Annotated in this window: 26 protein-coding genes; 10 read left to right on the forward strand and 16 right to left on the reverse strand. The window is 64.8% G+C overall.

The features are described from left to right. The first annotated feature begins 490 nt into the window (after positions 1-490). The gene (locus tag AC1DX5_RS19545; RefSeq protein ID WP_478016901.1) at positions 491-1,558 is read left to right on the forward strand and encodes an AbrB family transcriptional regulator; all 1,068 of its coding nucleotides are present in this window, start codon (positions 491-493) and stop codon (positions 1,556-1,558) included. An 8-nt stretch (positions 1,559-1,566) separates the two neighbouring features. Here AC1DX5_RS19545 and AC1DX5_RS19550 read toward each other — a convergent pair whose 3' ends face one another. The 4 genes from AC1DX5_RS19550 to pgi all read right to left on the reverse strand — a co-directional run bounded on the left by AC1DX5_RS19550 (position 1,567) and on the right by pgi (position 5,112). After that, entirely contained in the window at positions 1,567-1,869 is a 303-nt protein-coding gene (locus tag AC1DX5_RS19550; RefSeq protein WP_478016902.1) for a type II toxin-antitoxin system RelE/ParE family toxin, read from the reverse strand. Continuing rightward, on the reverse strand, positions 1,862-2,110 hold the full coding sequence (locus tag AC1DX5_RS19555) for a type II toxin-antitoxin system ParD family antitoxin (protein ID WP_465174542.1): 249 nt from the start codon (positions 2,108-2,110) through the stop codon (positions 1,862-1,864). The genes AC1DX5_RS19550 and AC1DX5_RS19555 overlap by 8 nt, the downstream gene beginning before the upstream one ends. Positions 2,111-2,146: 36 nt before the next feature. After that, a complete protein-coding gene (gor, locus tag AC1DX5_RS19560; protein WP_478016903.1) occupies positions 2,147-3,502 on the reverse strand; it encodes a glutathione-disulfide reductase in 1,356 nt (451 codons plus the stop codon). 110 nt (positions 3,503-3,612) lie between these two features. After that, the gene (gene pgi / locus AC1DX5_RS19565) at positions 3,613-5,112 is read right to left on the reverse strand and encodes a glucose-6-phosphate isomerase (RefSeq protein ID WP_478016905.1); all 1,500 of its coding nucleotides are present in this window, start codon (positions 5,110-5,112) and stop codon (positions 3,613-3,615) included. A 191-nt stretch (positions 5,113-5,303) separates the two neighbouring features. Here pgi and lepB point away from each other — a divergent pair, with 191 nt between their 5' ends. The 4 genes from lepB to era all read left to right on the forward strand — a co-directional run bounded on the left by lepB (position 5,304) and on the right by era (position 8,338). Next, on the forward strand, positions 5,304-6,176 hold the full coding sequence (lepB, locus tag AC1DX5_RS19570) for a signal peptidase I (protein ID WP_478016907.1): 873 nt from the start codon (positions 5,304-5,306) through the stop codon (positions 6,174-6,176). Next, on the forward strand, positions 6,131-6,844 hold the full coding sequence (rnc, locus tag AC1DX5_RS19575) for a ribonuclease III (protein ID WP_465174545.1): 714 nt from the start codon (positions 6,131-6,133) through the stop codon (positions 6,842-6,844). Before lepB ends, rnc begins: the two co-directional genes overlap by 46 nt. 128 nt (positions 6,845-6,972) lie before the next feature. Next, complete coding sequence (locus AC1DX5_RS19580; protein ID WP_465170293.1) at positions 6,973-7,299, forward strand: PilZ domain-containing protein; 327 nt, start codon at positions 6,973-6,975, stop codon at positions 7,297-7,299. Positions 7,300-7,441: 142 nt separating this feature from the next. Further along, entirely contained in the window at positions 7,442-8,338 is an 897-nt protein-coding gene (gene era, locus AC1DX5_RS19585) for a GTPase Era (RefSeq protein WP_465170294.1), read from the forward strand. A 19-nt stretch (positions 8,339-8,357) separates the two neighbouring features. Here the strand turns inward: era and speD are convergent, their stop codons facing one another. From speD to AC1DX5_RS19630, 9 genes are all read right to left on the reverse strand, one after another. Continuing rightward, positions 8,358-8,723, reverse strand: a complete 366-nt coding sequence (speD, locus tag AC1DX5_RS19590; protein ID WP_465174546.1) for an adenosylmethionine decarboxylase — start codon at positions 8,721-8,723, stop codon at positions 8,358-8,360. A gap of 8 nt (positions 8,724-8,731) precedes the next feature. Further along, positions 8,732-10,357: an FAD-dependent oxidoreductase gene (locus tag AC1DX5_RS19595; RefSeq protein WP_478016909.1), complete on the reverse strand. Its 1,626-nt coding sequence runs from the start codon at positions 10,355-10,357 to the stop codon at positions 8,732-8,734. Positions 10,358-10,361: 4 nt separating this feature from the next. Further along, entirely contained in the window at positions 10,362-11,897 is a 1,536-nt protein-coding gene (locus AC1DX5_RS19600; protein WP_478016911.1) for a polyamine aminopropyltransferase, read from the reverse strand. Next, a complete protein-coding gene (locus AC1DX5_RS19605) occupies positions 11,890-12,096 on the reverse strand; it encodes a DUF350 domain-containing protein (RefSeq protein ID WP_465170298.1) in 207 nt (68 codons plus the stop codon). Before AC1DX5_RS19605 ends, AC1DX5_RS19600 begins: the two co-directional genes overlap by 8 nt. Positions 12,097-12,111: 15 nt before the next feature. After that, on the reverse strand, positions 12,112-12,258 hold the full coding sequence (locus AC1DX5_RS19610; protein WP_478016913.1) for a hypothetical protein: 147 nt from the start codon (positions 12,256-12,258) through the stop codon (positions 12,112-12,114). Beyond that, complete coding sequence (locus tag AC1DX5_RS19615) at positions 12,255-13,568, reverse strand: DUF4178 domain-containing protein (RefSeq protein ID WP_478016915.1); 1,314 nt, start codon at positions 13,566-13,568, stop codon at positions 12,255-12,257. Before AC1DX5_RS19615 ends, AC1DX5_RS19610 begins: the two co-directional genes overlap by 4 nt. Further along, positions 13,565-14,236: a DUF4178 domain-containing protein gene (locus tag AC1DX5_RS19620; protein WP_478016916.1), complete on the reverse strand. Its 672-nt coding sequence runs from the start codon at positions 14,234-14,236 to the stop codon at positions 13,565-13,567. The genes AC1DX5_RS19615 and AC1DX5_RS19620 overlap by 4 nt, the downstream gene beginning before the upstream one ends. A 6-nt stretch (positions 14,237-14,242) precedes the next feature. After that, complete coding sequence (locus AC1DX5_RS19625; protein ID WP_478016918.1) at positions 14,243-15,226, reverse strand: SPFH domain-containing protein; 984 nt, start codon at positions 15,224-15,226, stop codon at positions 14,243-14,245. Between the two features lie 639 nt (positions 15,227-15,865). After that, positions 15,866-16,612 (reverse strand): NAD-dependent deacylase, encoded by a 747-nt coding sequence (locus AC1DX5_RS19630; protein ID WP_478016920.1) that lies wholly within the window; start codon positions 16,610-16,612, stop codon positions 15,866-15,868. A 44-nt stretch (positions 16,613-16,656) separates the two neighbouring features. Here AC1DX5_RS19630 and AC1DX5_RS19635 point away from each other — a divergent pair, with 44 nt between their 5' ends. From AC1DX5_RS19635 to AC1DX5_RS19645, 3 genes are all read left to right on the forward strand, one after another. Beyond that, positions 16,657-17,163: a GNAT family N-acetyltransferase gene (locus tag AC1DX5_RS19635; protein ID WP_478016922.1), complete on the forward strand. Its 507-nt coding sequence runs from the start codon at positions 16,657-16,659 to the stop codon at positions 17,161-17,163. Between the two features lie 150 nt (positions 17,164-17,313). Then, positions 17,314-17,580, forward strand: coding sequence for a hypothetical protein (locus tag AC1DX5_RS19640; RefSeq protein ID WP_478016924.1), 267 nt, complete (start codon positions 17,314-17,316; stop codon positions 17,578-17,580). 9 nt (positions 17,581-17,589) lie between these two features. Next, entirely contained in the window at positions 17,590-17,952 is a 363-nt protein-coding gene (locus AC1DX5_RS19645; RefSeq protein ID WP_478016926.1) for a hypothetical protein, read from the forward strand. Positions 17,953-17,993: 41 nt separating this feature from the next. Here AC1DX5_RS19645 and AC1DX5_RS19650 read toward each other — a convergent pair whose 3' ends face one another. Next, complete coding sequence (locus tag AC1DX5_RS19650) at positions 17,994-18,839, reverse strand: acyl-CoA dehydrogenase family protein (RefSeq protein WP_478016928.1); 846 nt, start codon at positions 18,837-18,839, stop codon at positions 17,994-17,996. Between the two features lie 199 nt (positions 18,840-19,038). Then, positions 19,039-19,512 (reverse strand): hypothetical protein, encoded by a 474-nt coding sequence (locus AC1DX5_RS19655; RefSeq protein WP_478016930.1) that lies wholly within the window; start codon positions 19,510-19,512, stop codon positions 19,039-19,041. Between the two features lie 119 nt (positions 19,513-19,631). On the opposite strand from AC1DX5_RS19655, the gene AC1DX5_RS19660 reads away from it, so the two are divergent. Then, on the forward strand, positions 19,632-19,781 hold the full coding sequence (locus AC1DX5_RS19660; protein ID WP_478016932.1) for a hypothetical protein: 150 nt from the start codon (positions 19,632-19,634) through the stop codon (positions 19,779-19,781). 89 nt (positions 19,782-19,870) lie between these two features. Here AC1DX5_RS19660 and AC1DX5_RS19665 read toward each other — a convergent pair whose 3' ends face one another. Further along, positions 19,871-20,842 (reverse strand): hypothetical protein, encoded by a 972-nt coding sequence (locus tag AC1DX5_RS19665; RefSeq protein WP_478016934.1) that lies wholly within the window; start codon positions 20,840-20,842, stop codon positions 19,871-19,873. Positions 20,843-21,187: 345 nt separating this feature from the next. Between AC1DX5_RS19665 and AC1DX5_RS19670 the strand changes: the two genes are divergently transcribed. Continuing rightward, positions 21,188-24,376, forward strand: coding sequence for a TonB-dependent receptor (locus tag AC1DX5_RS19670; protein ID WP_478016936.1), 3,189 nt, complete (start codon positions 21,188-21,190; stop codon positions 24,374-24,376). Positions 24,377-24,406: the final 30 nt, after the last annotated feature.

The raw sequence follows: 24,406 nt of genomic DNA on the forward strand, positions 1-24,406 counted from the left end.
TGTCACTGAACGGGACGTGGTCGCCGCCTGAACCGGCCGAACGGGGCATCCCATGCGATCGATTCAATCTTCCGAAAAATCGTCACAAGGTGGCGGCGGATATGGTGTGTAACGCCGTTCCCGCTCTTTCGCATCGTCCGGAGATTGTCGAAGCCGGCTCCCTGTTCGGGCGCTGGGTTTCACTGTTCCTGCGACCCCGGTTCGCTGTTATTGAATAACAGGGAAGTACCAATCATCCCTTTGATACTACAGGATTAATTGGGGCGATTTGACCCAAGATCCGCCCGATAGCAGGGAAAGAAAAATTCGTTCCCTGTTATTTCGCTGTTATCCGCCCCGAACAGCGAAAGTCACTGGCCGCTGGCAAGGATCCCGAGTGACCTGAACCGGCTGGACAAGCGCCGCGTACGGGGCGAGAGGAACGCCGTCTTCCCTCCGTACGAGGCCTGCATGCACCCGCCCGCCCGCGCAACCGTTCCGATCGGCCGGCATGGCTGAGGCCGGCGCGGGTCCGCCCCTTGTCCGCTGGGCGTTGCTGCTGGCGCTGTCGGCGGCGTTCGCCGGCGTGCTGGAGGCGTTGCGCTTGCCGGCGGGTCTTTTGCTCGGCCCGATGATCGCGGCGATCCTGCTCGCGACGCGTGGCCAGGGCGTCACCGTCCCGCCGCTTTCCTTCCAGGCGGCGCAGGCGCTCGTCGGGCTGCTCGTGGCCCGCTCCTTCACCGCCGGCACGGTCAGCACCGTGATCGAGCATTGGCCGGTCTTCTTCGCCGTCACCGCCGCGACGCTTTGCGTCGGCGTGGGCATCGGCCTGCTGGTCGGACGGCTCGGCTGGCTCCCGCCCAGCGTGGCGGTGTGGGGCTGCATGCCCGGCGGCGCGGCGGCGATGGTGCTGATGGCGCAATCCTATGGCGCGGAATGGCGGCTGGTCGCGGTGATGACCTATAGCCGCGTGGTGTGCGTCGCGGGCACCGCCTCGATCGTCGCGGCGCTGGTCGGCGCGCATGGCGGCATGGAGAGCCCGACCGCCGACTGGTTCCCGCCGATCGACCCGGTCGCCTTTGCCGCGACGCTCGCCATCGCCGCGATCGGCGGATGGCTCGGCGTGCGGTTCAAGCTGCCGGCCGGCGCGATGATCGGCGCGATGCTGCTCGGCACGGCGCTCAACATCGCCGGGCTGGTGCGCTTCGATCTGCCGGGCTGGCTGCTCGCGGCGAGCTATGCGATCGTCGGCTGGCGCATCGGGCTGCACTTCACCCGCGAGATCGTCCGCGCCGCCGCCCGCGCCCTGCCGCGCATCCTGCTGTCGATCCTGCTGCTGATCGGCATTTCCGCCAGCATTGGTTTCCTGCTCGCGCATTTCGGCGGCATCGATCCGATCACCGCCTATCTTGCGACCAGCCCCGGCGGCATGGACTCGGTCGCGATCATCGCGGCCTCGGCCAGGGTCGACGTGCCCTATGTGATGGCGCTCCAGGCGCTGCGCTTCTTCGCCTGCGTGATCCTGGGGCCGGCACTGGCGCGGTTCGCGGTGCGGCGGCAGGGCGAGGCGGTGGGCTGAAGGCCAGGTCAGTGTTGACTGCTGAAGGCCAGCTTCGCGTCGCGGGCGGAATGGAGAACGCGCACGACCGTGACGATATCTTCCTCGACACGATAGAAGATGCGGTGACTACCGCAGCGCGTCCATCGCACATTCGGCACGATACCGGCATAGACGCCCCCTGACTCCGGATAGCGTTCGAGAATCTCAAATGCCGATTCGAAGGCGCTTAAATATCTGGCCGCCGTCGCGCGCCCGAATTGATCGAGGCTGTAGAGGGTGATGTCCTCCAGATCGGCATTGGCCTCTGGCGTGAGCCGAAGCTCAGCCATCTTCGCTTAGATATTTGGTGCGAATGTCCTGGATGATTTGCGAATGGGATCGAGGATCAAGCCCTGATGCAATGCCCTTGTCGATCTCGCCTTGCAACCAGGCCAGCTCAGCCGCCGCGTCCTGGTCGCGGCGCATGAGGTCGCGAATATAGTCGCTGGTACTGGCATATCGCCCTTCGGCGACACGCTGCTCCGCCCATTGCCTGAGCGCATCGGGGACCGAGATATTCATCTGTGCCATGACGCGCTTTATACGATCTTGCGCTAAGATTGACAACTAGCGCATCAGCACCAGCTCCTCCGCCATGGTCGGATGCAGCGCGACGGTCTCGTCGAACGCCGCCTTGGTCAGCCCGGCCTTCACCGCGATCGCGGCCCCCTGCAGGATCTCGGGCGCATCCGGGCCGATCATGTGCAGCCCCAGAATCTTGTCCGTCTCGCTGTCGCAGACCATCTTGTAGAGCGCACGCTCGTTGCGGCCCGCCAGGACGTTCTTCATCGGGCGGAAGTCCGAGGTGTAGACCTTGACCGAGCCGAACTTCATCTTGGCCTGGCCTTCGGTGAGGCCGACGCCGGCCATCGGCGGATGGCTGAACACCGCCGAGGGGACATTCTCGTAATCGACCCGGGTCGGCTTGTTGCCGAACATCGTGTCGGCAAAGGCCTGGCCCTCGCGGATCGCGATCGGGGTCAGCTGGATGCGGTTGGTCACGTCGCCCACCGCATAGATGCTGTCGCAGGTCGAGCGGTTGTCGTCGTCGACCACGATCGCGCCCTTGGCGTCGATCTCGACGCCCGCCGTCTCCAGCCCCAGGCCGGCGGTATTGGGGTCGCGCCCGGTCGCGAACATCACGCAGTCGACGATGATCGGCTCATGGCCTGACATGCTCACCTTCAGGCAGCCATCGTCCATCTTCTCGATGCCCTGGAAATCGGCGTGGAAGCGGAATTCGAGCCCCTTCATCATCGAGATCTGCAGCAGCCGGTCGCGGATCTGCTCGTCATAGCCGCGCAGGATCACGTCGGTCCGGTTGATCAGCGTCACATGCGCGCCGAACTGGTGGAAGATGCCGGCGAACTCGTTGGCGATATAGCCGGCGCCGGCGATCAGGATGCGCTTCGGCACCGCGTCGAGATGGAAGGCCTCGTTCGAGGTGATGCCATATTCCCTGCCGGGGCAGTCCGGCACGGAGGGGGTCGCGCCGGTCGCGACGAGGATGGTCTTCGCCGTGACCTCGCGCCCGCTCGCCAGCCGGATGCCGTGCGGGCCGGTGATCGTCGCGCGCTCGGCGATGATCTCGACCTTGTTGTTGGTCAGCGTGTCGGTATAGGCGGCGTTGATCCGGTCGACCTCGTCGAGCACGTTCCGGGTCAGCACTTTCCAGTCGAAAGCGCAGTCGTCGGGCACGTTCCACCCGAAACGCCGCGCATCGGCCAGGTCCTCGGCGAAATGCGCGCCATAGACGAGCAGCTTCTTGGGCACGCAGCCGCGGATCACGCAGGTGCCGCCGACACGATATTCCTCGGCGACCGCGACCTTCGCGCCGTGCGCCGCCGCGACGCGCGACGCGCGGACGCCGCCGGAGCCGGCACCGATGACGAAAAGGTCGTAGTCGTATTTGGCGTCAGCCATCATAATCTCCGCTCGCCCGAGCTTGTCGAAGGGCTGTTGTTCTCCATCCGCTTTCAAGAAGAACAGGGCTTCGACAAGCTCAGCCCGAACGGATGTTGGTGGGTCGAGGTTCAGCTCTCGCCGAATGCCCGCTTGATCAGGTCCTCGGTGGAGACGTCGAACGTCTGCCCGCCTTCTCCCGCTGCCTTGGCCATTTCCTTGCCCAGCTCCACCCCGAACTGGTCGAACGGGTTGATGCCGAGCAGCACGGCGTTCACGAAGGTGCGCTGCTCGTAAAAGGCCAGCAGCGCGCCGAGCGTGCGGGCATCGAGATCGTCGAGCAGGATAGTCGAGCTGGGCCGGTCGCCCGAATAGCTGCGGGCCGGGTCCTTGTCGTTGGCCCGCCCCTTCATCAGCGCCGCGCCCTGCGCGAAGGCGTTGAGCAGCAACTGGCGGTGATGGTCCTCGGCCAGGCTGTCGCCCGGCTCGATCACCGCGACGAACTCGACCGGCACGAGGTGCGTGCCCTGGTGGAGCAGCTGGAACACCGCATGCTGCGCGTCGGTGCCGACGCCGCCCCAGGTGATCGCCGCGCTCGGCCGGCCAAGCGGCTGGCCGTCCACGGTCACGCCCTTGCCGTTCGATTCCATCTCGAGCTGCTGAAGATAGGAAGGAAGCAGCCGCAGCCGCTCGTCATAGGCGAAGGTCGCGCGCGTCTCGGCGTGGCGGACCTGCGTGTAATAAAGATCGGCGAAGGCCGCGAGCGCCGGGGCGTTCTCGCTGAGCGAGGCAAGGCGGAAATGGCGGTCCATCTCGGCGGCACCGTCGAGCAGCTGCTCGAAACAGTCCCAGCCCAGCGCCAACGCGGCAGGAAAGCCGATCGACGACCAGAGCGAATAGCGCCCGCCGACCGATTCCATGAAGGGCAGCACGCGCGTCTCGTCCACGCCCCATTCGACGGCCTTGTCGGGCGAGGCCGTCAGCGCGACGACGCGGCCATAGGGGTCCTCGACGCCGCCTTCCTGCATCCATTCGAGCACGCTTTCCGCGTTGAGCATGGTCTCGGTGGTGGTGAAGGTCTTGGAGGCGATGACGAGCAGGGTCGCGGCCGGATCGAAGCGGCCGAACGCTTCCTCGAGCGCGACGCCGTCGACGTTCGAGACGATCGCGGTGTCGTATCGCCCGGATTCCCGGCCGAGCGCATCGACCAGCAGGTCGGGCCCAAGCGCCGAGCCGCCGATGCCGACATGCAGGACATGGCGGATCGGCCCGAGCGCCTCGGCCTCGATCGCGTCGATCAGCGCGCGCATGCGGGCATGGAAGGTCATGGCCAGGCCGACATCCTCCGCCTTGCCCTCGCCGCGCTCCGCGGTGTGGGTGGCGGCGCGGCCTTCAGTGACGTTGACGATCTCGCCCGCGAAAAGGGCCTCGCGCTTGCCGGCGAGGTCCTGCGCCCTGGCCAGCGCCTCGAAAGCAGCGATCGCCTCGGGCGTCAGGTGAGTCTTGGACCAGTCGAAATGCAGGCCGGCGACGTCCAGGCTGAGCTTCTTCAGCCGGTCCGGATCGTCGGCGAACAACGCCTCCAGCCGGGGGGAGGGCAAGGCTTCGATCGAGGTCCAGTCTGCAACCATGGAAAACATCTCCGCTAATCGATGCCGTCAGGTAAGCGCGCGGCGCGCATTATACCACCTCGAACCCACCAGTCTTTTTCGCCGGGCGCCCCATTCCGAGCGTGCCGGCCCCCCTCATTCTCCCGCTCTCGAGCCCTGTCCCGGCACGGCCCGGCTTGACGCCTCGCCCCCGCCACCGCAAACCGCCGCGCATGGCCGATACCGACATGCCCGCACCCGACCCCGCCCCCGGCGCGACCCTCACGCCGCCCAAGCCCAGGTCGGAAACCCGCGACACCATCCTGTTCCTGGTGAAGCTGGTCATCGCGGTGCTGATCTTCCGCAGCTTCATCTTCTCGCCGTTCAACATCCCGTCGCAATCCATGCTGCCGCGGCTCTACATCGGCGACTATCTGTTCGTGTCGAAATGGAATTACGGCTATTCGCGCCACTCGCTGCCGCTCAGCGTGCCGCTGATCCCGGGGCGCATCTTCGGCCGCGATCCGACACGCGGCGACGTGGTGGTGTTCCGCGATCCGACCGGCGACCATGACGTGATCAAGCGCGTGATCGGGCTGCCCGGGGACACGATCCAGATGCGCCACGGCCAGCTGATCCTGAACGGCACTGCGATCCCCAAGGATCCGGTCGCCGACTTCACTCTTCCGATCACGCCCAATTATCCGGCGGGCAGCGAATGCCCGTCCGAATTCCTCGACAATGGCCGTAACGGCAAACCGATCTGCCGCTATCCGCAGTTCCGCGAGACCCTGCCCAACGGCAAGTCCTATATGGTGCTCGATCGCGGCGAGAATGACGAGGCGGACAATACCGGGCTCTATTCGGTGCCGGCGGGTCGCGTCTTCGTCATGGGCGACAATCGCGACGACAGCGGCGACAGCCGTTTCCCCGCCCCCGCCGATGCGCTGCCGGGCCAGCCGAGCGGCATGGGCTATGTCCCGATGGACCGGATCGAGGGCAAGGCGGTCGTGACCTTCTTCTCCACGGACGGCTCCGCCAACTGGTTCCTGCCCTGGACATGGTTCTCCGCGGCGCGCTGGTCGAGGATCGGGGAAGGCTTTTGAGCGGAGCGCTCTCAGACTGGATCAAGGAAAGTTTCGGCCACAAGCCCCGCGACCTGGCCGGGTACGAACGCGCGCTGACTCATGGCAGCCAGGCCGCGGCGAATTACGAGCGGCTCGAGTTCCTGGGCGACCGGGTGCTCGGCCTCGTCATGGCCGAATGGCTGTTCGAGACCTTTCCCGGCGAGCCCGAAGGCGCGCTGTCGAAGCGGCTGAACGCGCTGGTGACGGGCGCGGTCTGCGCCGACGTGGCGCGCAGCGTCGGCGTGAGCACGCAGCTCAAGCTCGGCAAACAGGCGCGCGACGACGGCGCCGCCGACAGCGACAATGTCCTTGGCGACGTGATGGAGGCGTTGATCGGCGCGCTCTATCTCGATGCCGGGCTCGAGCCGGCGCGCAAGGCGATCCGCAAGGCCTGGGGCGACCGGGTAAAGACCCAGGGCGCGGCGGCGCCGCAACATCCCAAATCCGCGCTGCAGGAATGGGCGGCGGCGAACAACCGCCGCACGCCCGCTTATGACGTGGTCGACCGGTCCGGCCCGCACCATGCGCCGCGCTTCACGGTCAAGGCCTCGATCGGCGCGCTGGCCGAGGCGACCGCGACCGGCAGCTCCAAGCAGGAAGCGGAAACCGCGGCGGCGGCGGCGCTGCTGGAGAAGCTGACCGGCTAGCCGCGCGGCGCCGGCACCGCTGCCGACAAAGGGCCGGAACGATACCTGGCCCGCAGCCATCCCTGCCCAGGCCTTAACGCTTTGCTTACCAACGCCGCGTATCCCCGCGCCAAGGGCGGGGGGACAACATGGCGTCGAGGGCAACCCAGTATCGCACCGTGCAGGCGGCGTCGCTCGATGGCCGCGCCGCGCCGCGCCACCCCGTGCAGGTCACCCGCGTGACGACGCAGGCGCACCGCGGAAAGCCGTCTCATGCCATGTTGTGCGACGTTTCGCCTTATGGCTGCCGCATCCTGTCGCCGGTCCAGCATCCACCGGGCGAGCGCCTGCTGCTCAGGCTGAATGGCGGCACGGCGATGGCCGCGACGGTGATCTGGTGCTCGGACGGGCGGATCGGCTGCCGCTTCGACGAGACCCTGCCGCGCGAGACGATGCGGGGGCTGATCATCGCCTGACCGGCGGGCGTCCGCCTGCGCGGTTGCCCGGGCCGCCGAAGCGCCGGTTCAGCGGGCTTCGACAAAACCCGACGCAAGGGGTACAGGTGGTGCTTCCCATTCGCCCCGGCCCCGGTCGGGACGTTGATCACCTGAGGTTTAGATGACTGAACAACATTGCGGCCTCGTGGCCGTGCTCGGCGCGCCCAATGCCGGCAAATCCACCCTGGTCAACGCGCTGGTCGGCCAGAAGGTCGCGATCGTCAGCCCCAAGGCGCAGACGACGCGCGCCCGGCTGATGGGTGTCGCGATCGAGGGCGAGACCCAGTTGCTGCTGGTCGACACGCCCGGCATCTTCGAGCCCAAGCGCCGGCTCGACCGGGCGATGGTCTCGGCCGCCTGGGGCGGGACCGAAGGCGCCGACGTGATCGCTCTGGTGGTCGACGCCAAGGGCGGGCTCGGCCCCAAGGTGATCCCGATCGCGGAGTCGATCGCGTCGCGCGCCGAGCCGAAATATCTGATCCTCAACAAGGTCGACCTGGCCGACAAGGCGAAGCTGCTGCTCCACGCCGAGAAGCTCAACGGCATCGTCGATTTCGCCGAAACCTTCTTCGTCAGCGCCTCGACCGGCGATGGCTTGCCCGAGCTGAAGCGGGTGCTGGCCAAGGCGATGCCGGAGGGGCCGTGGCATTTCCCCGAGGATCAGGTGTCCGACGCGACCGAGCGCAGCCTTGCCTCCGAAGTGACGCGTGAACAGCTCTATCTCCAGCTCCATGCCGAGCTGCCTTATGCCAGCGCGATCGAGACCGAGCAGTATAAGGAACGCGAGGACGGCTCCGTCGAGATCCACCAGCAGATCCTGGTCGAGCGCCCGACCCAGCGTGCGATCGTGCTGGGCAAGGGCGGCGCGCGGATCAAGGAGATCGGCGCCCGGGCCCGCGCCGAGCTGAGCAATATCATGGGCCGCCCGGTGCATCTCTATCTGCACGTAAAGGTGAAGCCCGGCTGGGATGACGAGCGGGATATCTACCGCGAGATGGGGCTCGACTGGGTGGAGTGACCCTTGCGCCGAACCGCTTCTATCGGTTCATCACGTCGCTGAGGCTGAAGCCGCGCGCGATGCGCTGCTCCTCGCAGCGTTCGGCCCCCAGACCGGCGGAGAGGGCCGCCAGGGCCGCGTCCAGATCATGCCGACCGCCACACAGGAAGATGTCGGCCGCGGCGTAGTTGCGCTCGGGCCAGGTGTGGATCGAGATATGCGATTCGGCGAGCAACGCCACGCCGGTCACCCCCTGCCCCGCGCCGAACCCGTGGAGCCGAAGGTCGAGCAGGGTCGCGCCCCCCGCCACGACGGCGTTCCGAAGCGCGGCGTCGACCCGATCGATATCGTCGAGACCGGTGCAGCCGAACAGGTCGGCGAGGAGATGCGTCCCGCTGTAATCCACGTGCGTTCCTAGATCAGCATGTCTTCATAGGGAATGCCCAGATGCGCCATCGCGTCCTGTGCCGCCTGGGTGCCGCGATAATGCGCCTCCTCGAACAGCGAGAGGCCACTCAGGTCCGAATGGGCGAAGAACAGGGGCGGGCGCGGCTTGGCCGCTTCCTCGCGCGCGCCGCTCCAGAAGAAGCCGGGCACCGGGCGGATCATCGCATGGCCCCAGCGCCAGACATCGATGCGCGAGATCGCGCCTTCGAGGTCGGGGTTGGTCTGGAGCAGATCGTCGCGGACCATGGCCTGCCAATAGTCGAGCGGACGGTCGAGCAGCGCGCGGCGGGCGTCCGCGGGGGCCATGTCGGACAGCGGCAGATACCAGCTCAGCACGGTCGGCCCGGGCACGGTGCCGAGCGACTGATGCGTCGCAACGACATAGCCGAGCGATCGGCTGGTCCAGGACACGTTGTCCCAGGCAAGCTCGAAGCCGTTGCCAGCGGGCGGGCGATCGACCGTGACATTGGCGACGATCCAGGGGGCGTAGCCGAACTGCCCCTCCGCCATCGCACCGGGCAGCAGCAGCCGGCGCGTGACGAAATGCGGCGTGGCGAGGATCGCGCTGCGGGCGATCACCCGCACGGACTCGCCGGACGCAACGTCGAAGCAATCGATCTCCACCCCCGCCGCCGCCGGCCGCACGCGATGGACGATCCGGCCGCAATCGATCTGCGCCTTGAGCCGTTGCGCCATGCGCCCGACGAGATGCCCATTGCCCTCGGGCCAGGTCAGCACCGTATCGCCGGCGGTGTTGGCGGCGATGCCGCGCCGGCCGGCGAAATAATGGATGCCGGCCCAGGCCGAGACCTGATCGGGCTCGGTGCCGTAATCGTCGCGGCAGGCGTAGCGGACATGGCCGCGCAGGATCGGCGAGCGCCAGTTCTTCCGGTCGAGCCATGCGGTGAAGCTGAGCAAGTCGAGCGCCAGAAGATCGGGGTCACGCGCGCTGAAGGCCATCGGCAGCGCGAAGGCGGGGCGGCCCTGCGCATCGCGACGATCGCGATAGGCGGCCATCGCGGCGAAGAAGGCGTCGAGGTCGTGGCGATCGGCGGGGGTCAGGCCGACCGTCGGGATCAGCCCTTCCTGCCACTTGCCGAGGTTGAGCAGCCGTTCGTCGGGATCGGAGACGATCTGATAGGGGTCGAACAACGGCTTGCCGTCCTGATGGCCGGTGACGATGCCGAGCTTTTCGAGCAGCCGCACCACGCCCTTCGCCTCGGCATTGGGGATCGGCAGATAATGCGCGCCGAGCGGATAGGCGGAGACGGCGTTGCGGCCCGAGCGGGCATTGCCGCCGGCGCGGTCCTCGAGCTCGATCAGGCGGAAATCGGTCATGCCCGTCTCCGCCAGCGCCCAGGCGGCGGACAGGCCGGCGACACCGCCACCGAGGATGGCGATGCCGGTGTGGATTTCGCGCTTCGGCGCCGGAAAGGTCGCACCGTCGCGCAGGCGGTGGCCCCGGGTGAAATCGGCGCCGCTCAGCGTGCCGGGCATGGGCTTGTCGCGCGCCTGCCACGCGACGGCTCCAGCGCCGATCGCCGCAGCGGCGGTGACCGAGCCGGCGATCAGGGTGCGGCGGGATACGGCCATGCCGTCAGCCCTCGTACACGGCCCACTCGGCCTCGAACTCGCGGACCAAAGCCTGGTTGTCGAGCCGGTTCACCGGCACCGCACGGCGTGCCATGTCGGGCGGGAAGGTGAAGGCGAGCGCATCCGTCTGCGGCGTGAGAAAGCGCAGGCCCTGTGGCAATGGCCCGGGCCGGCCGATCGGTTCGTTCGAGGCGAGCACAAAGCCCCATTCGCCGAAGCTCGGCACATAGACATGATAGCCGCGGGTGATCAGGCCCGCCGCCTCGAGCGTGGTCGCGACTGTCCAATAAGCGCGCGGCGCGACGAGGGGCGAGGTGCTCTGCACGCTGACCACCGCGCCCGGAGCGAGCGCCCTGGCCAGCTCGCGATAGAAGCTGACGGTGTAGAGCTTGCCGATCGCGAAATTGGTCGGATCGGGGAAATCGACAAACACCGCATCGAACCGCCGCTGGTTCTCGCGCAGCCAGCGAAAGCCATCGGCATTGATCACGTGCACCTTGGGCGAGTGGAACGCATCATGGTTGAGCGCCGACAGCATCGCGCTGTTGCGGAACAGGCTGGTCATCTCGGGATCGAGATCGACCAGCGTGACCGAGGCGACGCCCGGATATTTCAGGATCTCGCGCACTGCGAGCCCATCGCCGCCGCCGAGCACCAGGATGTCGCGCGGGTTGTGCGCCCGGGTCATCACCGGATGCACCAGCGCCTCATGATAGCGATATTCGTCGCGCGAGGAGAATTGCAGATTGCCGTTGAGATAGAGCCGCAGGTCGCCCGCGCGCTTGGTGATGACGACGCGCTGATAGGGCGTCGACGCCGCATAGAGGATCGGATCGCCGTAAACCCCGACCTCGGCCGCACGCTGCAGCTTTTCGGAAACGATGAACCCTGTCGCGAGCCCGACCGCCACCAGGATGCCGACGATCAGCTCGGTGCGCAGGCGACGCTTGCCCGGCAGCATGAGGATCAGCGCGATGGCGACCGCGACATTGGCGAGGCCGAACAGGAAGCCCGTGCGCATCAGCCCGAGCTGCGGGACGAGCAGCAGCGGAAACAGCAGCGAGGCGGCGAGCGCGCCGACATAGTCGAAGGTCAGCACCTTCGACACGAGATCGCCGAATTCCAGCCGGTCCTTGAGGATGCGCATCAGCAGCGGGATTTCGAGGCCGACCAGCGCGCCGATCACCAGCACCAGGCCGTAGAGCGGGATGCGGAAATCGGCGACGCGGTCGAACAGCAGGAACAGCACCGCTGCCGAGGCCCCGCCGATCGCCGCGATCAGGATTTCGACCCGGACGAACACGGCGAGTTCGTCGCGCTTCACATAGCGCGAGCACCAGGAGCCGATGCCCATGGCGAACAGATAGGTGCCGATGACGATCGAGAATTGCGTGACGCTGTCGCCGAGCAGATAGCTCGCCAGGGTGCCGGCGAGCAGCTCGTAGATCAGCCCGCAGGTGGCGACGACGAAGGCGGAAACCAGTAGCGCCGCACCGAGGCGCGATGGCCGGGCAAAATCCCCGGCCGGGCCGTCATCCATGAATCGCCGCCGCGATGATGATCGCCAGCGCGATCGCGACCGACCCCGCCAGGATGGAGATCGCGATATTGCCCTTGCAGACTTCGCCCCACAGATCGACCGGGGTCACCCGATCCCACAGCCAGAAGCCGAGGACGAAGATGACCAGGCCGATGCCTGCGTAAACGAGGGTGGCCAGCAGGACTGCGGTGGTGAGCATGGGATACCCTTCTCGCTATTTGTGGGTGGGGCCATAGGCAGTGCGCACGAACCCGCGCGTGCCGCCTTGGGCGAAGGGAGAGAAACCGTTCATCGTCGCATAGGTGAACCCGCCGACGACCAGCAGGCAGAATAGGCCGTAAAGGATCGAGGATTTGCTCATTCGTCGTCATCCTCGGCGACTGGGCTCAGCCGCCGCGCTTCGAAGCTGAAATGCCGGAAGATCGCGAACGCCGGCCAGAGGAGCAGCAGGATCAGCCCGAGCAGCACATTGCCGCCGAACATGCCGCCGCGTGCGACGTAGATCTCGACGGGGACCACCGAGTCCTGGGCCGCCAGGCCGGAAAAGATTCCGACGTTGCCCGTGAAGGAGCTGCCGCTACCGCCCGGCGCCCAGCGATGGCCACTCGCTTCGACGACCAGATCATAGATCCCGGGCGGAATGCTCGACAGCTTGATGGCCGGCGTGGTGTCCCCCTCGCTCCAGGCGCCGTCGCTGTCCCGGCCGCTATAGCGCTCGGCCACGGTCGAGGCATCGAAGCTTTGCTGAGTGCGACGGTTGACCAGCGAATAATCGAGCTCGATCCAGCTATTGTCGAGCTGGTTCGCGCGGGCGTCGATGCGGACGGCGGTATTGCGCCCGGGAAGCTCGATCCCGCGGACGACCTGAGTGACGGGCGCGCCGCCGATCGCGACCTGCATGTCGGCGCTCGCGGCCCGGGTCGATCCGCCGCCCATCATCGCGATCAGCAACAGGGTGACCGCCGCGATCACGCCGAGGATCACCGCCTCGACCATCTTGTCGCGATAGGGCGAGGGCTCGTGCGGCGACGGCGTGCTGTATTCGCGGCGGCGGCGCTCGATCCCGAAGGCCTTTTCCGCCTCGCCCCAGTCGAGCATGAACAGCCGGGTCCAGGTCCGCTCGCTGTCATTCTCCTCGCAGGAGATCATCTTGCCCGGGCGGACATAGTCGCTGACCCGGACCTTCTCGCCCTCGGCGACGCGCCAGTAGAATTCGCCGACGACGAACTTCACCCAGGTCGCATAGCGCGTGCCGAAGCGCTTATAGGCTTCCCCGTCGAGCTGAAGCGCACCCCAGTCATATCCAGGCAGCCGATCGAGCAGGAAACCGATGCTGAAGCGCCGCCCGTCGTCGAGCAGGAAGGCATAGCCCTGATAGGGATTGAACAGCAGATATTCGGCCCAGCCATCCCCGCCATCCGATTTCTCGAGATAGCCGACCACTTCCCACATCGTGCCGCGCAGTTCCGCGCGGGTGCCGAGCGGGATGAGCGGAACGCGCATCGCCGCGGTTGCCCGTGCGATGATGCGCAGATCGGGGTCGGTCGCGTCGAGCGTGGTGCCGCAATGCTCGCAGATCAGGCTGACGGTATAGCCCGCCGCGCGCAGCGATATCGTGCCGCCGCACTGGGTGCAGGACAGCGCCCGAACGGTCGATAGCGCGTCGCTCACGCGGCGAACCGCGGCATCGGCCAGCCCTCGAACGCGCGCAGCCCGGTCGCCTTGAGATCGGCCAGCGTAACGTAGCGGCCGGCATAGACCAGCACCTCGCCGCGCTCCTTCTGGATGCTCGCGCAGTGGCCATCAGGCGCCATCAGGTCGATGCTCTTCGCGGTGAGCCCGGCCGGCGTGCTGAACGGCAGTTCGCCGTCGCCACCGGCGCAGCTCGCTTCCTTCACGTCAGTGACGGTGTAGGCGATTCCGTCGATCGTCGCCTCGCTGCCGAGTTCGATCTCCTGATCGTCGCGCAGGCTCCTCACTGCGCCGGTGCGCATACCGCTATGGTCGATCTGGCGGAGCAGCATGTAGCGGCCCATCGCCTCGCCGATCCAGGCGGTCGAGCCGTCATCGAACAGCGCGAGCCATTCGTTCCAGCCGCCATCGGTCCAGCGCCAGCGCACGCGGCCGATCAGTTCGAAGCCGACCCCGCCATCGGTGCCGCGCACGCCGAGCTGCAACGGGCTGACATCCTCCGGCACTTCGGCGATCTTGCCCATTGCCTGCAGGACGTCGCCCTTGCGGACCAGCGAGCTGCGGCAATAGTCGCAGACCTTCACCGGCAGATCGGCCGAACGGAAATGCACCGCCGCGCCGCAATTGGGGCAATTCGCGTCGATCACGAAGGATCAGCCGATCTTGGCCAGCAGTGCCGCCTTTTTCGCGTCGAACTCGGCCTGGGTGATCGCGCCGGCGGTCATCAGGCGGTGGAGCTTCTCGATCTGCTGATAGGGGTCCTCGCCCGGCTGCGCCGCGCCGGCCTGGCCGAAACCGCCCGCCATGCTCTGGCCGATCGCCATGCCGGCCGCGGCACCCGCGCCGATCCCGGCGACACCACCCGACTGGGCCGCGGCGGTATCGATCGCCTCGGCGGTCTGGAAGCGGACATACCGATCGACATCGCCGATCACGCGCATCGAGCTCGCCTTGTCGAGATGCTCCTGCACTGCCTCGGGCAGCGACAGGCTCTCGACGAAGAAGCTGCAGCATTTCAGGCCCCACGCCTGGAACGCCGGCTCGACCGCGGCGAGCAGGCGCTGCGACATCGCGCTTTGATCAGCCGCGAGGTCGACGAACGCGATCGCCCCGCCGCCCAGCGCGGTGGCGAGCGCCGTGGTGATCGCACCGCGAAGCTGCGGCTCGATATCGGCGACGGTCAGTTTCTCGAGCGTGCCGAGCAGCTTCGCCGCGAACACCGGCACATTCTCGACCCGAAAGGAATAGCTGCCGAAAGCGCGGATACGCAGCGGGCCGAATTCCTTGTCGCGCACCGTGATCGGCTGCGCGGTGCCCCATTTCAGCCCGGCCTGCTCGCGCGAGGTGAAGAAGAAGATGTCCGACTTGAAGGGCGAGGCGAAACCCTTGTCCCAGTTCCGCAGCGCGGTGAGGAGCGGCATGTTGCTGGTTTCGAGCGTGTGCAGCCCGGGCAGGAACACATCGGCGATCTGGCCTTCATTATAGAAGAACGCCTTCTGCCCCTCGCGCACGGTGAGCTGCGCGCCGGTCTGAATCTCGCGATCCTGCATCGGATAGCGGATGGCGAGCACACCGGGCTCGTCCACCCAATCGATCACATCGACGAACTGCTTCGACAGGAAATCCAATATGCCCATGGTCCAACTCCCTTGGCGGCCAATCTAGGGCCTTTCGCCTGGAGGTGAAACGCAAAACGGACTGGCGCGGACCGCCGACGGCGCGAGCGCCGCGCTCCCTGTACCTGGCCCTGTTCCTGGCCGGTAACAGGGCAGAACAGCGTGAAGATTTTTTCTTGCCCTGTTATTTCCAACTTTGTTGGAGATATTTTCCATATATTTCAAAATATTGATGGTCGTTTGCCCTGTTCCTGAATAACAGGGCGAACGTCTCGCGGAACAGGGCGGGCCCGTGCCGTTAACAGGGCAAGGTCGCCGTAGCAGGGACGGAGGAGGCAATGATGCCGCGATCGTCATGAGAAAGAGCGCGCCGGATTTTCGTCACTCTCCGGCCAGCCCCCATGGTGCAGTGATTCGGATCGCGGTTGAATCGATCGACGACATATTTCGACCAGGCGGAGTGACCTTCATTCCTCCCCCTCGCAGATGGAAAGGGGGACCGCGCTTGCGCAGTGGAGGGGAGTGTCAGGGCGAACCTGCCCCGCAGATTCGAGAATTCTCCGGGGGGCCAATTCGATCCGACACTGAGCGCGGAGACGTCGCCTCGCTCCAATACCCCTCCACCACCCGCTGAAGAAGCGGGCGGTCCCCCTCCCCAAGCTAGCTTGGGGAGGAATGAAGAAGCTCCTTCACCCACGCCGGCACCAGCTCGCTCGCGGCGCCAAGTCGCGTCTCGCGGAAATAGCCGCTGCCGGCCGAGGGCTCGAGGTTCATCTCCAGCGTCTTCGCGCCGTGATAGCGCGCGGTCTGGACATAGCCCGCGGCGGGATAGACCGCGCCCGAGGTGCCGATCGAGACGAACAGATCGGCATCCGACAGCGCCCGCTCGATCCGGTCCATGTCGTACGGCATCTCGCCGAAGAACACGATGTCGGGCCGCATCACCGGCGCGCCGCACGTGTCGCAGCGCGTGCCCGGCGGCATGTCGCCGGTCCAGGGCGTCCGTGCCGCACAGGCAGCGCAGAGCGCCGAGTTCAGCTCGCCATGCATGTGCAGCAGCCGCGTCGCCCCGGCCCGCTCATGCAGATCGTCGACATTCTGCGTGACGATCAGCAGCTCGCCCGGCCATGCGGCATCGAGCCGCGCCAGCGCGCGGTGCGCCGCATTGGGCTCGACCGTTGCCAGCGCCGCGCGGCGGGCGTCGTAGAAACGGTGGACCAGATCGGGGTCCTGCGCGAGCGCCTGGGGCGTGCACACATCCTCGACCCGATAGCTTTTCGGAGCGCCCATTGAATCTAATATATCCCAGTAGGTTATGCCAGACTTAGAGCGAAATGTAGGGACGCCGCTCTCGGCTGAAATACCGGCTCCAGTCAGGATGACGATGTTGGAAAAGCGTTTGCCCACGCGCTACCTATCTGCTCGAATCATAACAGTGCGAGGCTCCAAATATGCCTTCGATCGTCAACCCCATGGACGCCTTCAAGACCTTCGAGCCTGCGCTAAAGGCCGGTATGTTGCAGGTCCAACCGGGTACTGTTCATCCGGAAATCCTCATCCATCTGGATATGCCAAACGGCAAGATGCGGATCACCTACGCTCGGTTGCAGAACAATTCAGTGGTCGCAATCGCGATCATCATCCCCGCCGAATATGAGGGTGGACTACCCGTCTATCAGATCGGCTACGCTGTCCCTCAACACCTCCGCAAGCGAGGCCTCGGCAAGGCGATCGCCCAAGCCGCGATCGACGAATTTACGGCCGGAATGGCCCGAAACGGCATCGTCCATTTTTACCTTGAGGCAATCATCGGCGTGAAGAACATCGCGTCGCAGAAGGTAGCAGAAGCAGTAATTGGCGGGCCAACGAAGAAGATCGCGGACGAGGATTCCGGCGAGGCCGCGCTTCAATATTTCAAGGTGATCGGCAGCGGTGAGAATCGTCCGCCTAGGCTCTGAAGTCGTGTGTCAGAGATGAATCGCGCTTTTTTGGACTCGGTTCGTGCATCAGCTGGATCGCACAAGAGGCTCCACAATAATGCGTCATCATGTTGACAATTTCGACAACAGCCTTCATAGACGCTCATCCCATCGTAGGAGAGCCGAGCAATGAATCCGAACCTGATAATCACGCGAATGGAGGAGATCGGCGACGATCTCAGGAGCACGTTGACGAAGTGGAACCGCCTGTATGATGCGCTCGAAAAAATGCGCACCGAAAATCCCTCTTTAAAGGACAATCACGGCAAGCTCACGGAAGCCGGTCGCCAGCGCATGAGCGATATGCTTGCCGACGGTTCTACGAACGCGGAGATTGCAATGCTGTTCGAAATCTCGCCGTCCGCCGTCTCGTATCATCGTCAAAAGCACAAGTAGGAGAGCGCAATGGCGACGAAGGAACCGATATCACCCGATGCGACGCTTGCGGACGTGCGGCATACCCTGCTTGAGCCTGAGCGCCATGTCGCGACGGTGCTCGGCACTATGTCCCCGTGCCGGAAGGAGCACGGCAACGCACATGTCAGGATCGGCATCACCGGGGAGGGTAAGGTCCCCTATCACAAGGTCGCCTATCTCGATGAGAGCGGGAATGAGCAGCTTTACGCTGCGTTCGATGGAAAGAATAAGAACGAAGAGTATATAGTTCACGAAAAGACATGGAGCACGAAATCAATGTCGTTTGCTGAGGTTCAATCCCTGCTCGGCGATATTCGGGGCTTTACTCCATTCAAATCAGAGATGCAATAAGGCGTAAGGTGAGTAACCGTAGTGCTATTTGACGCGATCATCTAGTCACACTTCGGATTTGACAGGATTAGACTTAACGCTGCGTCAGTCTGCGCTTCAGTTATAGCCGCCTTCCTGCGATGCTCTTCTTGCTCCAGCATCTGAAATAAGACGGCTTTCATCACCGGAAAATGGGCCGCGCATTGCTCTTCGGTTAGTTCGTGTAGGCCGAGGCTGAGAACTGAAAATATCGCGCTATTTCGAACGACTCTTTCCGGAAGCTCACTTTTAAGCGCGGCAATCTTCTCATCCATTCGCATGGTCGGAAAGCCCGCGATCGGACCCCCAGCGGCGATCTGTCTGTCATGCGCTCTTGCTATCATCCGTTCGAAAACACGCCGCATGTATGCGAACGCTCCAAGCGCAGTGCGGTGAGCAAATAGCCCGAGAGCTTTTCCAAGCTCGACACGATCTTGATCTTCTAGAGATTTGTCAAAGAGTCTTAGCTCTCCAAACGCGATGTCCGCGAGAGACGGGGACTGTCCAATCTTCGTTACGGTCTTGTCCAAAAAAATAAAAACGTAGGTATAGACTTGCCAATTTCGTTGGCAGGTGGCGTGTATTGCTCGGAGTTTCGGGACAGTAACGTTATTTATATAGCGCCCGCCCGTTCCACCGGCAGTTATAGTCTTGGGTGAAATTCGAAAAATCGTCTCGCGGCGGCAGGTGGTGCAATACGCATCAAAGCCCGTCGTCAAATCATTTTGCAGCAATAAGGCAACTTTCGCTCCCACCTCAGATTCGATCTCGACGCTCTCGTAGAGCCCTCGACTCAGGAGCAAGTCGCGAATTATCTGAGTCGCCTCAGCGTTGATTCTCTTCTCGGTTTCGACATCATTCTGTTCCATGGCCTCGTTATATCGACTGCATCGGAATCGCGATAGCCGACCGAGCAAGCGCTGATACAGCGAGAGAAACCGTGACCGCCCCTTCCAGATCCTCAGCCAAACGGCTTTTCGACCAAGGCGAACAGGCTCTTCACCTCAATAGTTATGCCATAGCGCCGGCAAGCTTGATGCTGGCTGCTATTTCGGCGGCGGTGGCGTATCACGGCTTCGGGACGGCTTTTCCCCTGTGCTTCTTAAGGCGCGCCGCAGCGGCCGCATACATTCGAGCCAGCTTTGCTCCCTCGCTCGCTACCTTCAGCACCAACGCGTCTATTTGGTCGATTGTAAGATTGCCGGCAGCCATTCCATGCATGAGGGCGTCACGGTCGTCTTTCCATTTCCAAAGCTCCGAGTCCTCCCGCTGTCCATCGGTGCCCGCAAAGTTGGCCTTTAGGAGGTCGTCCTTCTTCGCTCGTGATCGAAGCTCGTCGATCTTCGGTCCCATCATTCTTATCGGTTTTCCCTTCGGGGTAAGTGTGCCCCCCGATTGCCGAAGCATCGAAACGAGCCGGTCTTCGAGTATCGCGTAAGCATACCACGACGCTTCGAATGGCATGTTCGCCGCAATCGCGGCGGTCATGCGATCCAGGAAAATTTTGTAGAGTTCACGCTTGGCTATCTTCGGCTCGCCCATCGCCCCCACTCCCACCCTGCCTTGGACCGCCGCCGCCCACGGCGGCGGTCCATCATAGTGTGTCCCGTAATAGCTCCGCGCAACCGTGACTCTCGCGTTGGGATACGCCACGATGTGGGGTGTCCGCGAATCCCTCCGATCATCGCTTCGAGTTCAATCTCGACCGTGCGATTCGGGGGCAGACGGTCGAAAAGCTGGAGGCAAGTGCGCCGCTGCGGCTCGATAGAGGTATCGGGCCGTCGGCCAGCGGAATCTACGCGCTCTACTAGCGCGGCGATCTCGTTTGCATCTGGGAAAGCGTCCAGCGCAGGGCTCATCAACGTGCGATGCGATGGAGCTAAGATTGAAGCCTTCGACCTTATGACTCGATCGGCACGACATAGCTCTGGACGCCGGACACCCCGGACTCGGCGTAAATGCCCATCAGCACATTGTCGTAAATGCTGTTGCCAGTGGTGATGCTCGATCCCGGGAAGGCATAGGGCACCCAGGTCGCCTCGCTGAACGATCCGTCGGGATTGACCTCGATCGAGGCGAACAGGGCGAGCGACCCGGTCGAGCCGCCCGCAAGGTTGAAGCCCTTGGGCGTCGCCACGATCCCTTCGAAATGGGTGACGAGCTGCGGCTGGTCGAGATAGCTGTAGAGCTTCAAATGGCTGAACGCGCGCGTCACCGAATCATAGCTGACGACGAAGCCCTGGTTGACGCCGCGCCCGTCGCGCGTGCCGCCGACGATGGTGTAGCGCGTGCCGCCGATCTCGTTCTGCCAGATGCCGTACGCCGTGGTCAGGGTGCAGCCGGGGAAGTCGAACAGCCGCCACGTGCCCCTGGCGATATCGAAGATGAAGGCGTTGGCGGACAGAGGGACGTCGAGCAGGTCGTAATTGCCGACCACCAGAGTCCCCATCGTGCTGTGCGCGATGGTGTTCCACACCGTCTGTCCGCCGACCTCGCTGCCCGGCACCTCGAGCGACGACCAGCCGCCATCGCCCTGCGGCGTGCCCTGATAGACCATGCCGCAATTGCGCGCGCTGCCGCCGCCATATTGGTAGCTGCCGACCGCGCGGACCCGGCCCTTGCCGAGATCCGGATTGAACACATAGGTGTCGGGTCCGTAGAAGGTCGCGCTGGTCACCTCCCGCCCCTGGATCGCGGGGGTGAGGAGGCAGATGCCCGTGCTGTCTGTCGGATAGAGCGGGCCGAGATAGAGCAAGGCGCTGGTCACGCCGTCGCTCACGCTCGACCCGGTCAGCACGACTTCGCTGCCGGCCCAGCCGCGCACGCCGGTGACGAGCTGATTGGGACCCAGAATCGTGGAACCATCGGCCATGTTTTCTCTCCCGTCGGGTCAGCGCGACGGCACCATGCCGTACGACCATCGCCTTTCCGCCGGCGGTGCCGGGGAAAGGCGGATCGGATATCGCTGACGACTTCTGACACTGATAGTGTCAATTGTTTCGGGCGGGAAGCACAACAATATCCAGATCCGCTGCGATCGGCGTGATCGCCTCGCGGACATCGCGGCGTTCCGGGTCGATATAGCCATTTTGGCGATATCGTTCCGATCCGGTCCTACCTTGACAAGAATCGCCCTGCGGACTACCAGTCCGTGATAGCGCTACCATCGGCGCTGACCGGCCATCCGACATGAAGCGGAGGCACGAGGAGGGGTGAGATGATTTCCAACGAACGCCAGAATAGTCTTCGCACGACGCTGCTCGCCGCAGGGTCTCTATCGGCGATGATGATCGCGCTACCAGCGGCGGCGCAGTCACCGCCCGCGGCGCAGGACCAGACGGTGAGCCAGGAGGACGACACCAGCGCCGACATCGTCGTCCAGGGCTATCGCGCCAGCCTGGAGAGCGCGACTCAGGCAAAGAAGAACGCAACCGGCTTTTCGGATGCGATCTTCGCCGAGGATATCGGCAAGTTCCCCGACACCAACATCGCCGAATCGCTGAACCGGGTGCCCGGCGTGACGATCAGCCGCGACATCACCGGCGAGGGCCTGCAGGTCACGATCCGCGGCCTCGGCACCAACTTCACCCGCGTATTGCTCAACAACGCGCCGATCGCCGTCGCCTCGACCGGCCGCGACGGCGCGCAGAGCACCAACCGCGAAGTCGATCTCGACGTGTTCCCGACCGAGCTGTTCACCAGCCTGACCGTCAACAAGAGCTCGGTGCCCGACATGCTCGAGGGTGGTGCCGCCGGCACCGTCAACCTGCGCAGCGCGCGGCCGTTCGATCGCGAAGGCACCCGCGTCACCTATTCGGGCCAGGCGACCAATATCAGCAATAGCGGCAAATGGGGCTATCGCGGTTCCGTGCTCGCCAGCACGACGATGGGCGATGTCGGCGTGCTGGTCGGCTTTGCCGGGGTGCGCAACCAGGTCAACGTCAACGGGTACGAGACGGTCGGCCTGACCAACCCCAATCTGTCCACGCCGCAGAGCATCGCCGGCGCCGGCAACACGCCCACCCTGGCGCAGATCGCGGCGGCGCAGTGCCGCACCGCGCCCTGCAACGCCACCGGCGGCGGCAACTTCACCATTCCCGGCTCCGTGCCCTCGAACGCGGGCATCCCCGGCGTGGCCGCCGGCACCGTGATCAACCAGGATTTCCTGCTGGCCCAGAACCCCGGCGCCAATATCGGGCAGATCGACAACGGCCTGCTGCCGCGCCTCGGCCGCCCGGTGACCGAGTTCGGCACCAAGGACCGGATCAGCTTCATCGGCAGCCTGGAATATAAGGGCGAGAGCCTGCACGCCTATGTCGACGGCATGTATTCCAAGAAGAACAACGATCTGCGCCGCATCGACATGAACTGGGTGGGGCGCAACGGCGCGGTCATCCCGGTCAACACGCACTATGACCGGAGCGACTGTTCGGCCGGCTGCGTGGTGACCAAGGGCACTTATTACAACGCGCAATTCTTCCTCGAATACCGGCCGTTCATCGAGGATACGAGCTATTGGGGCGTGAACCCCGGCGTGGAATGGGAAGCGACCGACACGCTGAAATTCAACCTCAACGCCAATTACACCCGGAGCAAGTTCCACCGCGAGGTGCCGACGGTGCTGGTCAGCACGCTCGCCAATTCGGGCGTCACGGTCGAATTCGACAACACGGCGGGCGGCATTCCCAACATCAAGTCGAACATCAACCTCAACGATCCGAGCAAGTTCGGCTGGCCGGGCGGGCGCGTGAACATCCAGGACGAATATCGCACCACCAAGACCAAGGGCGTGCGCGGCGACCTGACCTGGGGCGACACGCATCTCAACCTGAAGGCCGGCAGCGCCTATGACGATGTCTCGCGCAGCATCAGCGCGACCGACAACACCCAGGCGTTCCAGAACGCGGTGTGCGGCGACCGGCCGAGCGTGTTCGTGCCCGGCCCCAACACCCAGCCGCCCTGCGAGGGTCTCAACACGGCGACACCGGGGGCAGGATATCCGACTTATCCCGCGCTCGGCACCGGCTTCTCGCGCGGGCTCGGCCCGCTCAGCTATGGCGGGTCGCTGATCCCGAACAGCGCGCTGCCGGGCTATCTGCAGCCCGGCTCGTTCGGCTTCATCACGGTCGACTGGGAGAAGTTCAAAAAGGCGTCCAATTACGACGCGTTCCACGATGCGTCGCCGCCGTCGACCGGATCGAACACCGGCGCCTCCGGCGGCTATGTCCGCGAAAAGACGCTCGGCTTCTATGGCGAAGTGAATGGCGACGTGCCGGTCGCGGGCGAGCGCCTGACCTTCAATGCCGGCCTGCGCTGGGTGAAGACCGACCAGCAGATCGGCGGCTATGTCTCCATCTCCGATCCGCGCAACGCGCAGGACCCGGACGGCGCCGGGCCGCTGCCCGCCGCCTGCCCCGGCGCCGGCAATGCGCGCGACGGATCCTGCTACCCCAATATCCTGAACTTCGTGTACACCAAGGCCAAGTACGAGAACTGGCTGCCGTCCTTCACCACGGCGTTCCATATCGACGACAAGGCAGTGCTGCGCATGGCGGTGTCGCGCACCATGACCCGGCCCAACCCATCGTCGATGCTGCCCGGCCTCAACTTCTCCAGCCCGTCGGCCGACACCGGCAGCGTCGGCAACCCCTCGCTGCAGCCGTTCATTTCCACCAATATCGATTTCGGCGCGGAATATTATACCGGGCAGGAAGGCTATATCGGCATTGCCGCCTTCCAGAAGGACGTGACGGGCTTCACCGTCAACGGCAACGTCACGGTGCCGTTTACCGCGCTGGCCGCTTATGGCGTGACCTTCGACACGCTGTCGCCGACCCAGCAAGCCGCGATCAATTCGCGGGGCGGCGCGGGGGCTGCCACGGTGGTGCTGACGCAGCAGGTCAACGCCAGCGGCGTGCTGACGGTCAAGGGCCTGGAGGGCAATTGGGTGCAGCCGCTCGATTTCCTGCTCGGCCGCTATCTCGGGCTCAACGGCTTCGGCTTCAGCGCGAATATCACGCTGATCGACCAGAAGGGATCGGGCGCGGCGCCGGCGATCGCGACGGGCATTGCGCCGACGACCTATAATATCACCGCCTATTATGAGCGCGGCGGCATCTCGGCGCGGCTGTCGACCACCTTCACCGACGGCTTCGTCTCCTCCGGCACGAACCAGAACGGCATCCCCGCCGCGGCGCTGTACAGCGACAAATATCAGCAATGGGATTTCGGCAGCTCGCTCGATCTCGGGGAGATCTTCGGCAACAAGCGGCTGCCGGAGCTGACCTTCGACGTCCAGAACATCTTCAAGGAACGTCAGCGCAGCTATTTCCAGTTCGAAAACGCGACCTTTTCGGATTTCAACCCGGGCCGCCAGGTCATGCTGGGCCTGCGCGGACGCTTCTGATCCGTCGCAGCATGGCGCGCTTCCCCGGGG

This window comes from Sphingomonas sp. P2_B6, assembly GCF_056404755.1.

What these genes read in the sequence shown, in the direction of transcription:
- AC1DX5_RS19600 (WP_478016911.1), bottom strand. Translation starts at nt 11,897, where the DNA reads ATGGATGACGGCCCGGCCGGGGATTTTGCCCGGCCATCGCGCCTCGGT.
- AC1DX5_RS19670 (WP_478016936.1), top strand. Translation starts at nt 21,188, where the DNA reads ATGATTTCCAACGAACGCCAGAATAGTCTTCGCACGACGCTGCTCGCC.
- AC1DX5_RS19625 (WP_478016918.1), bottom strand. Translation starts at nt 15,226, where the DNA reads ATGGGCATATTGGATTTCCTGTCGAAGCAGTTCGTCGATGTGATCGAT.
- era (WP_465170294.1), top strand. Translation starts at nt 7,442, where the DNA reads ATGACTGAACAACATTGCGGCCTCGTGGCCGTGCTCGGCGCGCCCAAT.
- AC1DX5_RS19640 (WP_478016924.1), top strand. Translation starts at nt 17,314, where the DNA reads ATGAATCCGAACCTGATAATCACGCGAATGGAGGAGATCGGCGACGAT.
- AC1DX5_RS19550 (WP_478016902.1), bottom strand. Translation starts at nt 1,869, where the DNA reads ATGGCTGAGCTTCGGCTCACGCCAGAGGCCAATGCCGATCTGGAGGAC.
- lepB (WP_478016907.1), top strand. Translation starts at nt 5,304, where the DNA reads ATGGCCGATACCGACATGCCCGCACCCGACCCCGCCCCCGGCGCGACC.
- AC1DX5_RS19655 (WP_478016930.1), bottom strand. Translation starts at nt 19,512, where the DNA reads ATGGGCGAGCCGAAGATAGCCAAGCGTGAACTCTACAAAATTTTCCTG.
- AC1DX5_RS19645 (WP_478016926.1), top strand. Translation starts at nt 17,590, where the DNA reads ATGGCGACGAAGGAACCGATATCACCCGATGCGACGCTTGCGGACGTG.
- AC1DX5_RS19545 (WP_478016901.1), top strand. Translation starts at nt 491, where the DNA reads ATGGCTGAGGCCGGCGCGGGTCCGCCCCTTGTCCGCTGGGCGTTGCTG.
- rnc (WP_465174545.1), top strand. Translation starts at nt 6,131, where the DNA reads ATGGTTCTCCGCGGCGCGCTGGTCGAGGATCGGGGAAGGCTTTTGAGC.
- AC1DX5_RS19595 (WP_478016909.1), bottom strand. Translation starts at nt 10,357, where the DNA reads ATGGCCGTATCCCGCCGCACCCTGATCGCCGGCTCGGTCACCGCCGCT.
- AC1DX5_RS19635 (WP_478016922.1), top strand. Translation starts at nt 16,657, where the DNA reads ATGCCTTCGATCGTCAACCCCATGGACGCCTTCAAGACCTTCGAGCCT.
- gor (WP_478016903.1), bottom strand. Translation starts at nt 3,502, where the DNA reads ATGGCTGACGCCAAATACGACTACGACCTTTTCGTCATCGGTGCCGGC.
- AC1DX5_RS19555 (WP_465174542.1), bottom strand. Translation starts at nt 2,110, where the DNA reads ATGGCACAGATGAATATCTCGGTCCCCGATGCGCTCAGGCAATGGGCG.
- pgi (WP_478016905.1), bottom strand. Translation starts at nt 5,112, where the DNA reads ATGGTTGCAGACTGGACCTCGATCGAAGCCTTGCCCTCCCCCCGGCTG.
- AC1DX5_RS19650 (WP_478016928.1), bottom strand. Translation starts at nt 18,839, where the DNA reads ATGGAACAGAATGATGTCGAAACCGAGAAGAGAATCAACGCTGAGGCG.
- AC1DX5_RS19610 (WP_478016913.1), bottom strand. Translation starts at nt 12,258, where the DNA reads ATGAGCAAATCCTCGATCCTTTACGGCCTATTCTGCCTGCTGGTCGTC.
- AC1DX5_RS19665 (WP_478016934.1), bottom strand. Translation starts at nt 20,842, where the DNA reads ATGGCCGATGGTTCCACGATTCTGGGTCCCAATCAGCTCGTCACCGGC.
- AC1DX5_RS19605 (WP_465170298.1), bottom strand. Translation starts at nt 12,096, where the DNA reads ATGCTCACCACCGCAGTCCTGCTGGCCACCCTCGTTTACGCAGGCATC.
- AC1DX5_RS19580 (WP_465170293.1), top strand. Translation starts at nt 6,973, where the DNA reads ATGGCGTCGAGGGCAACCCAGTATCGCACCGTGCAGGCGGCGTCGCTC.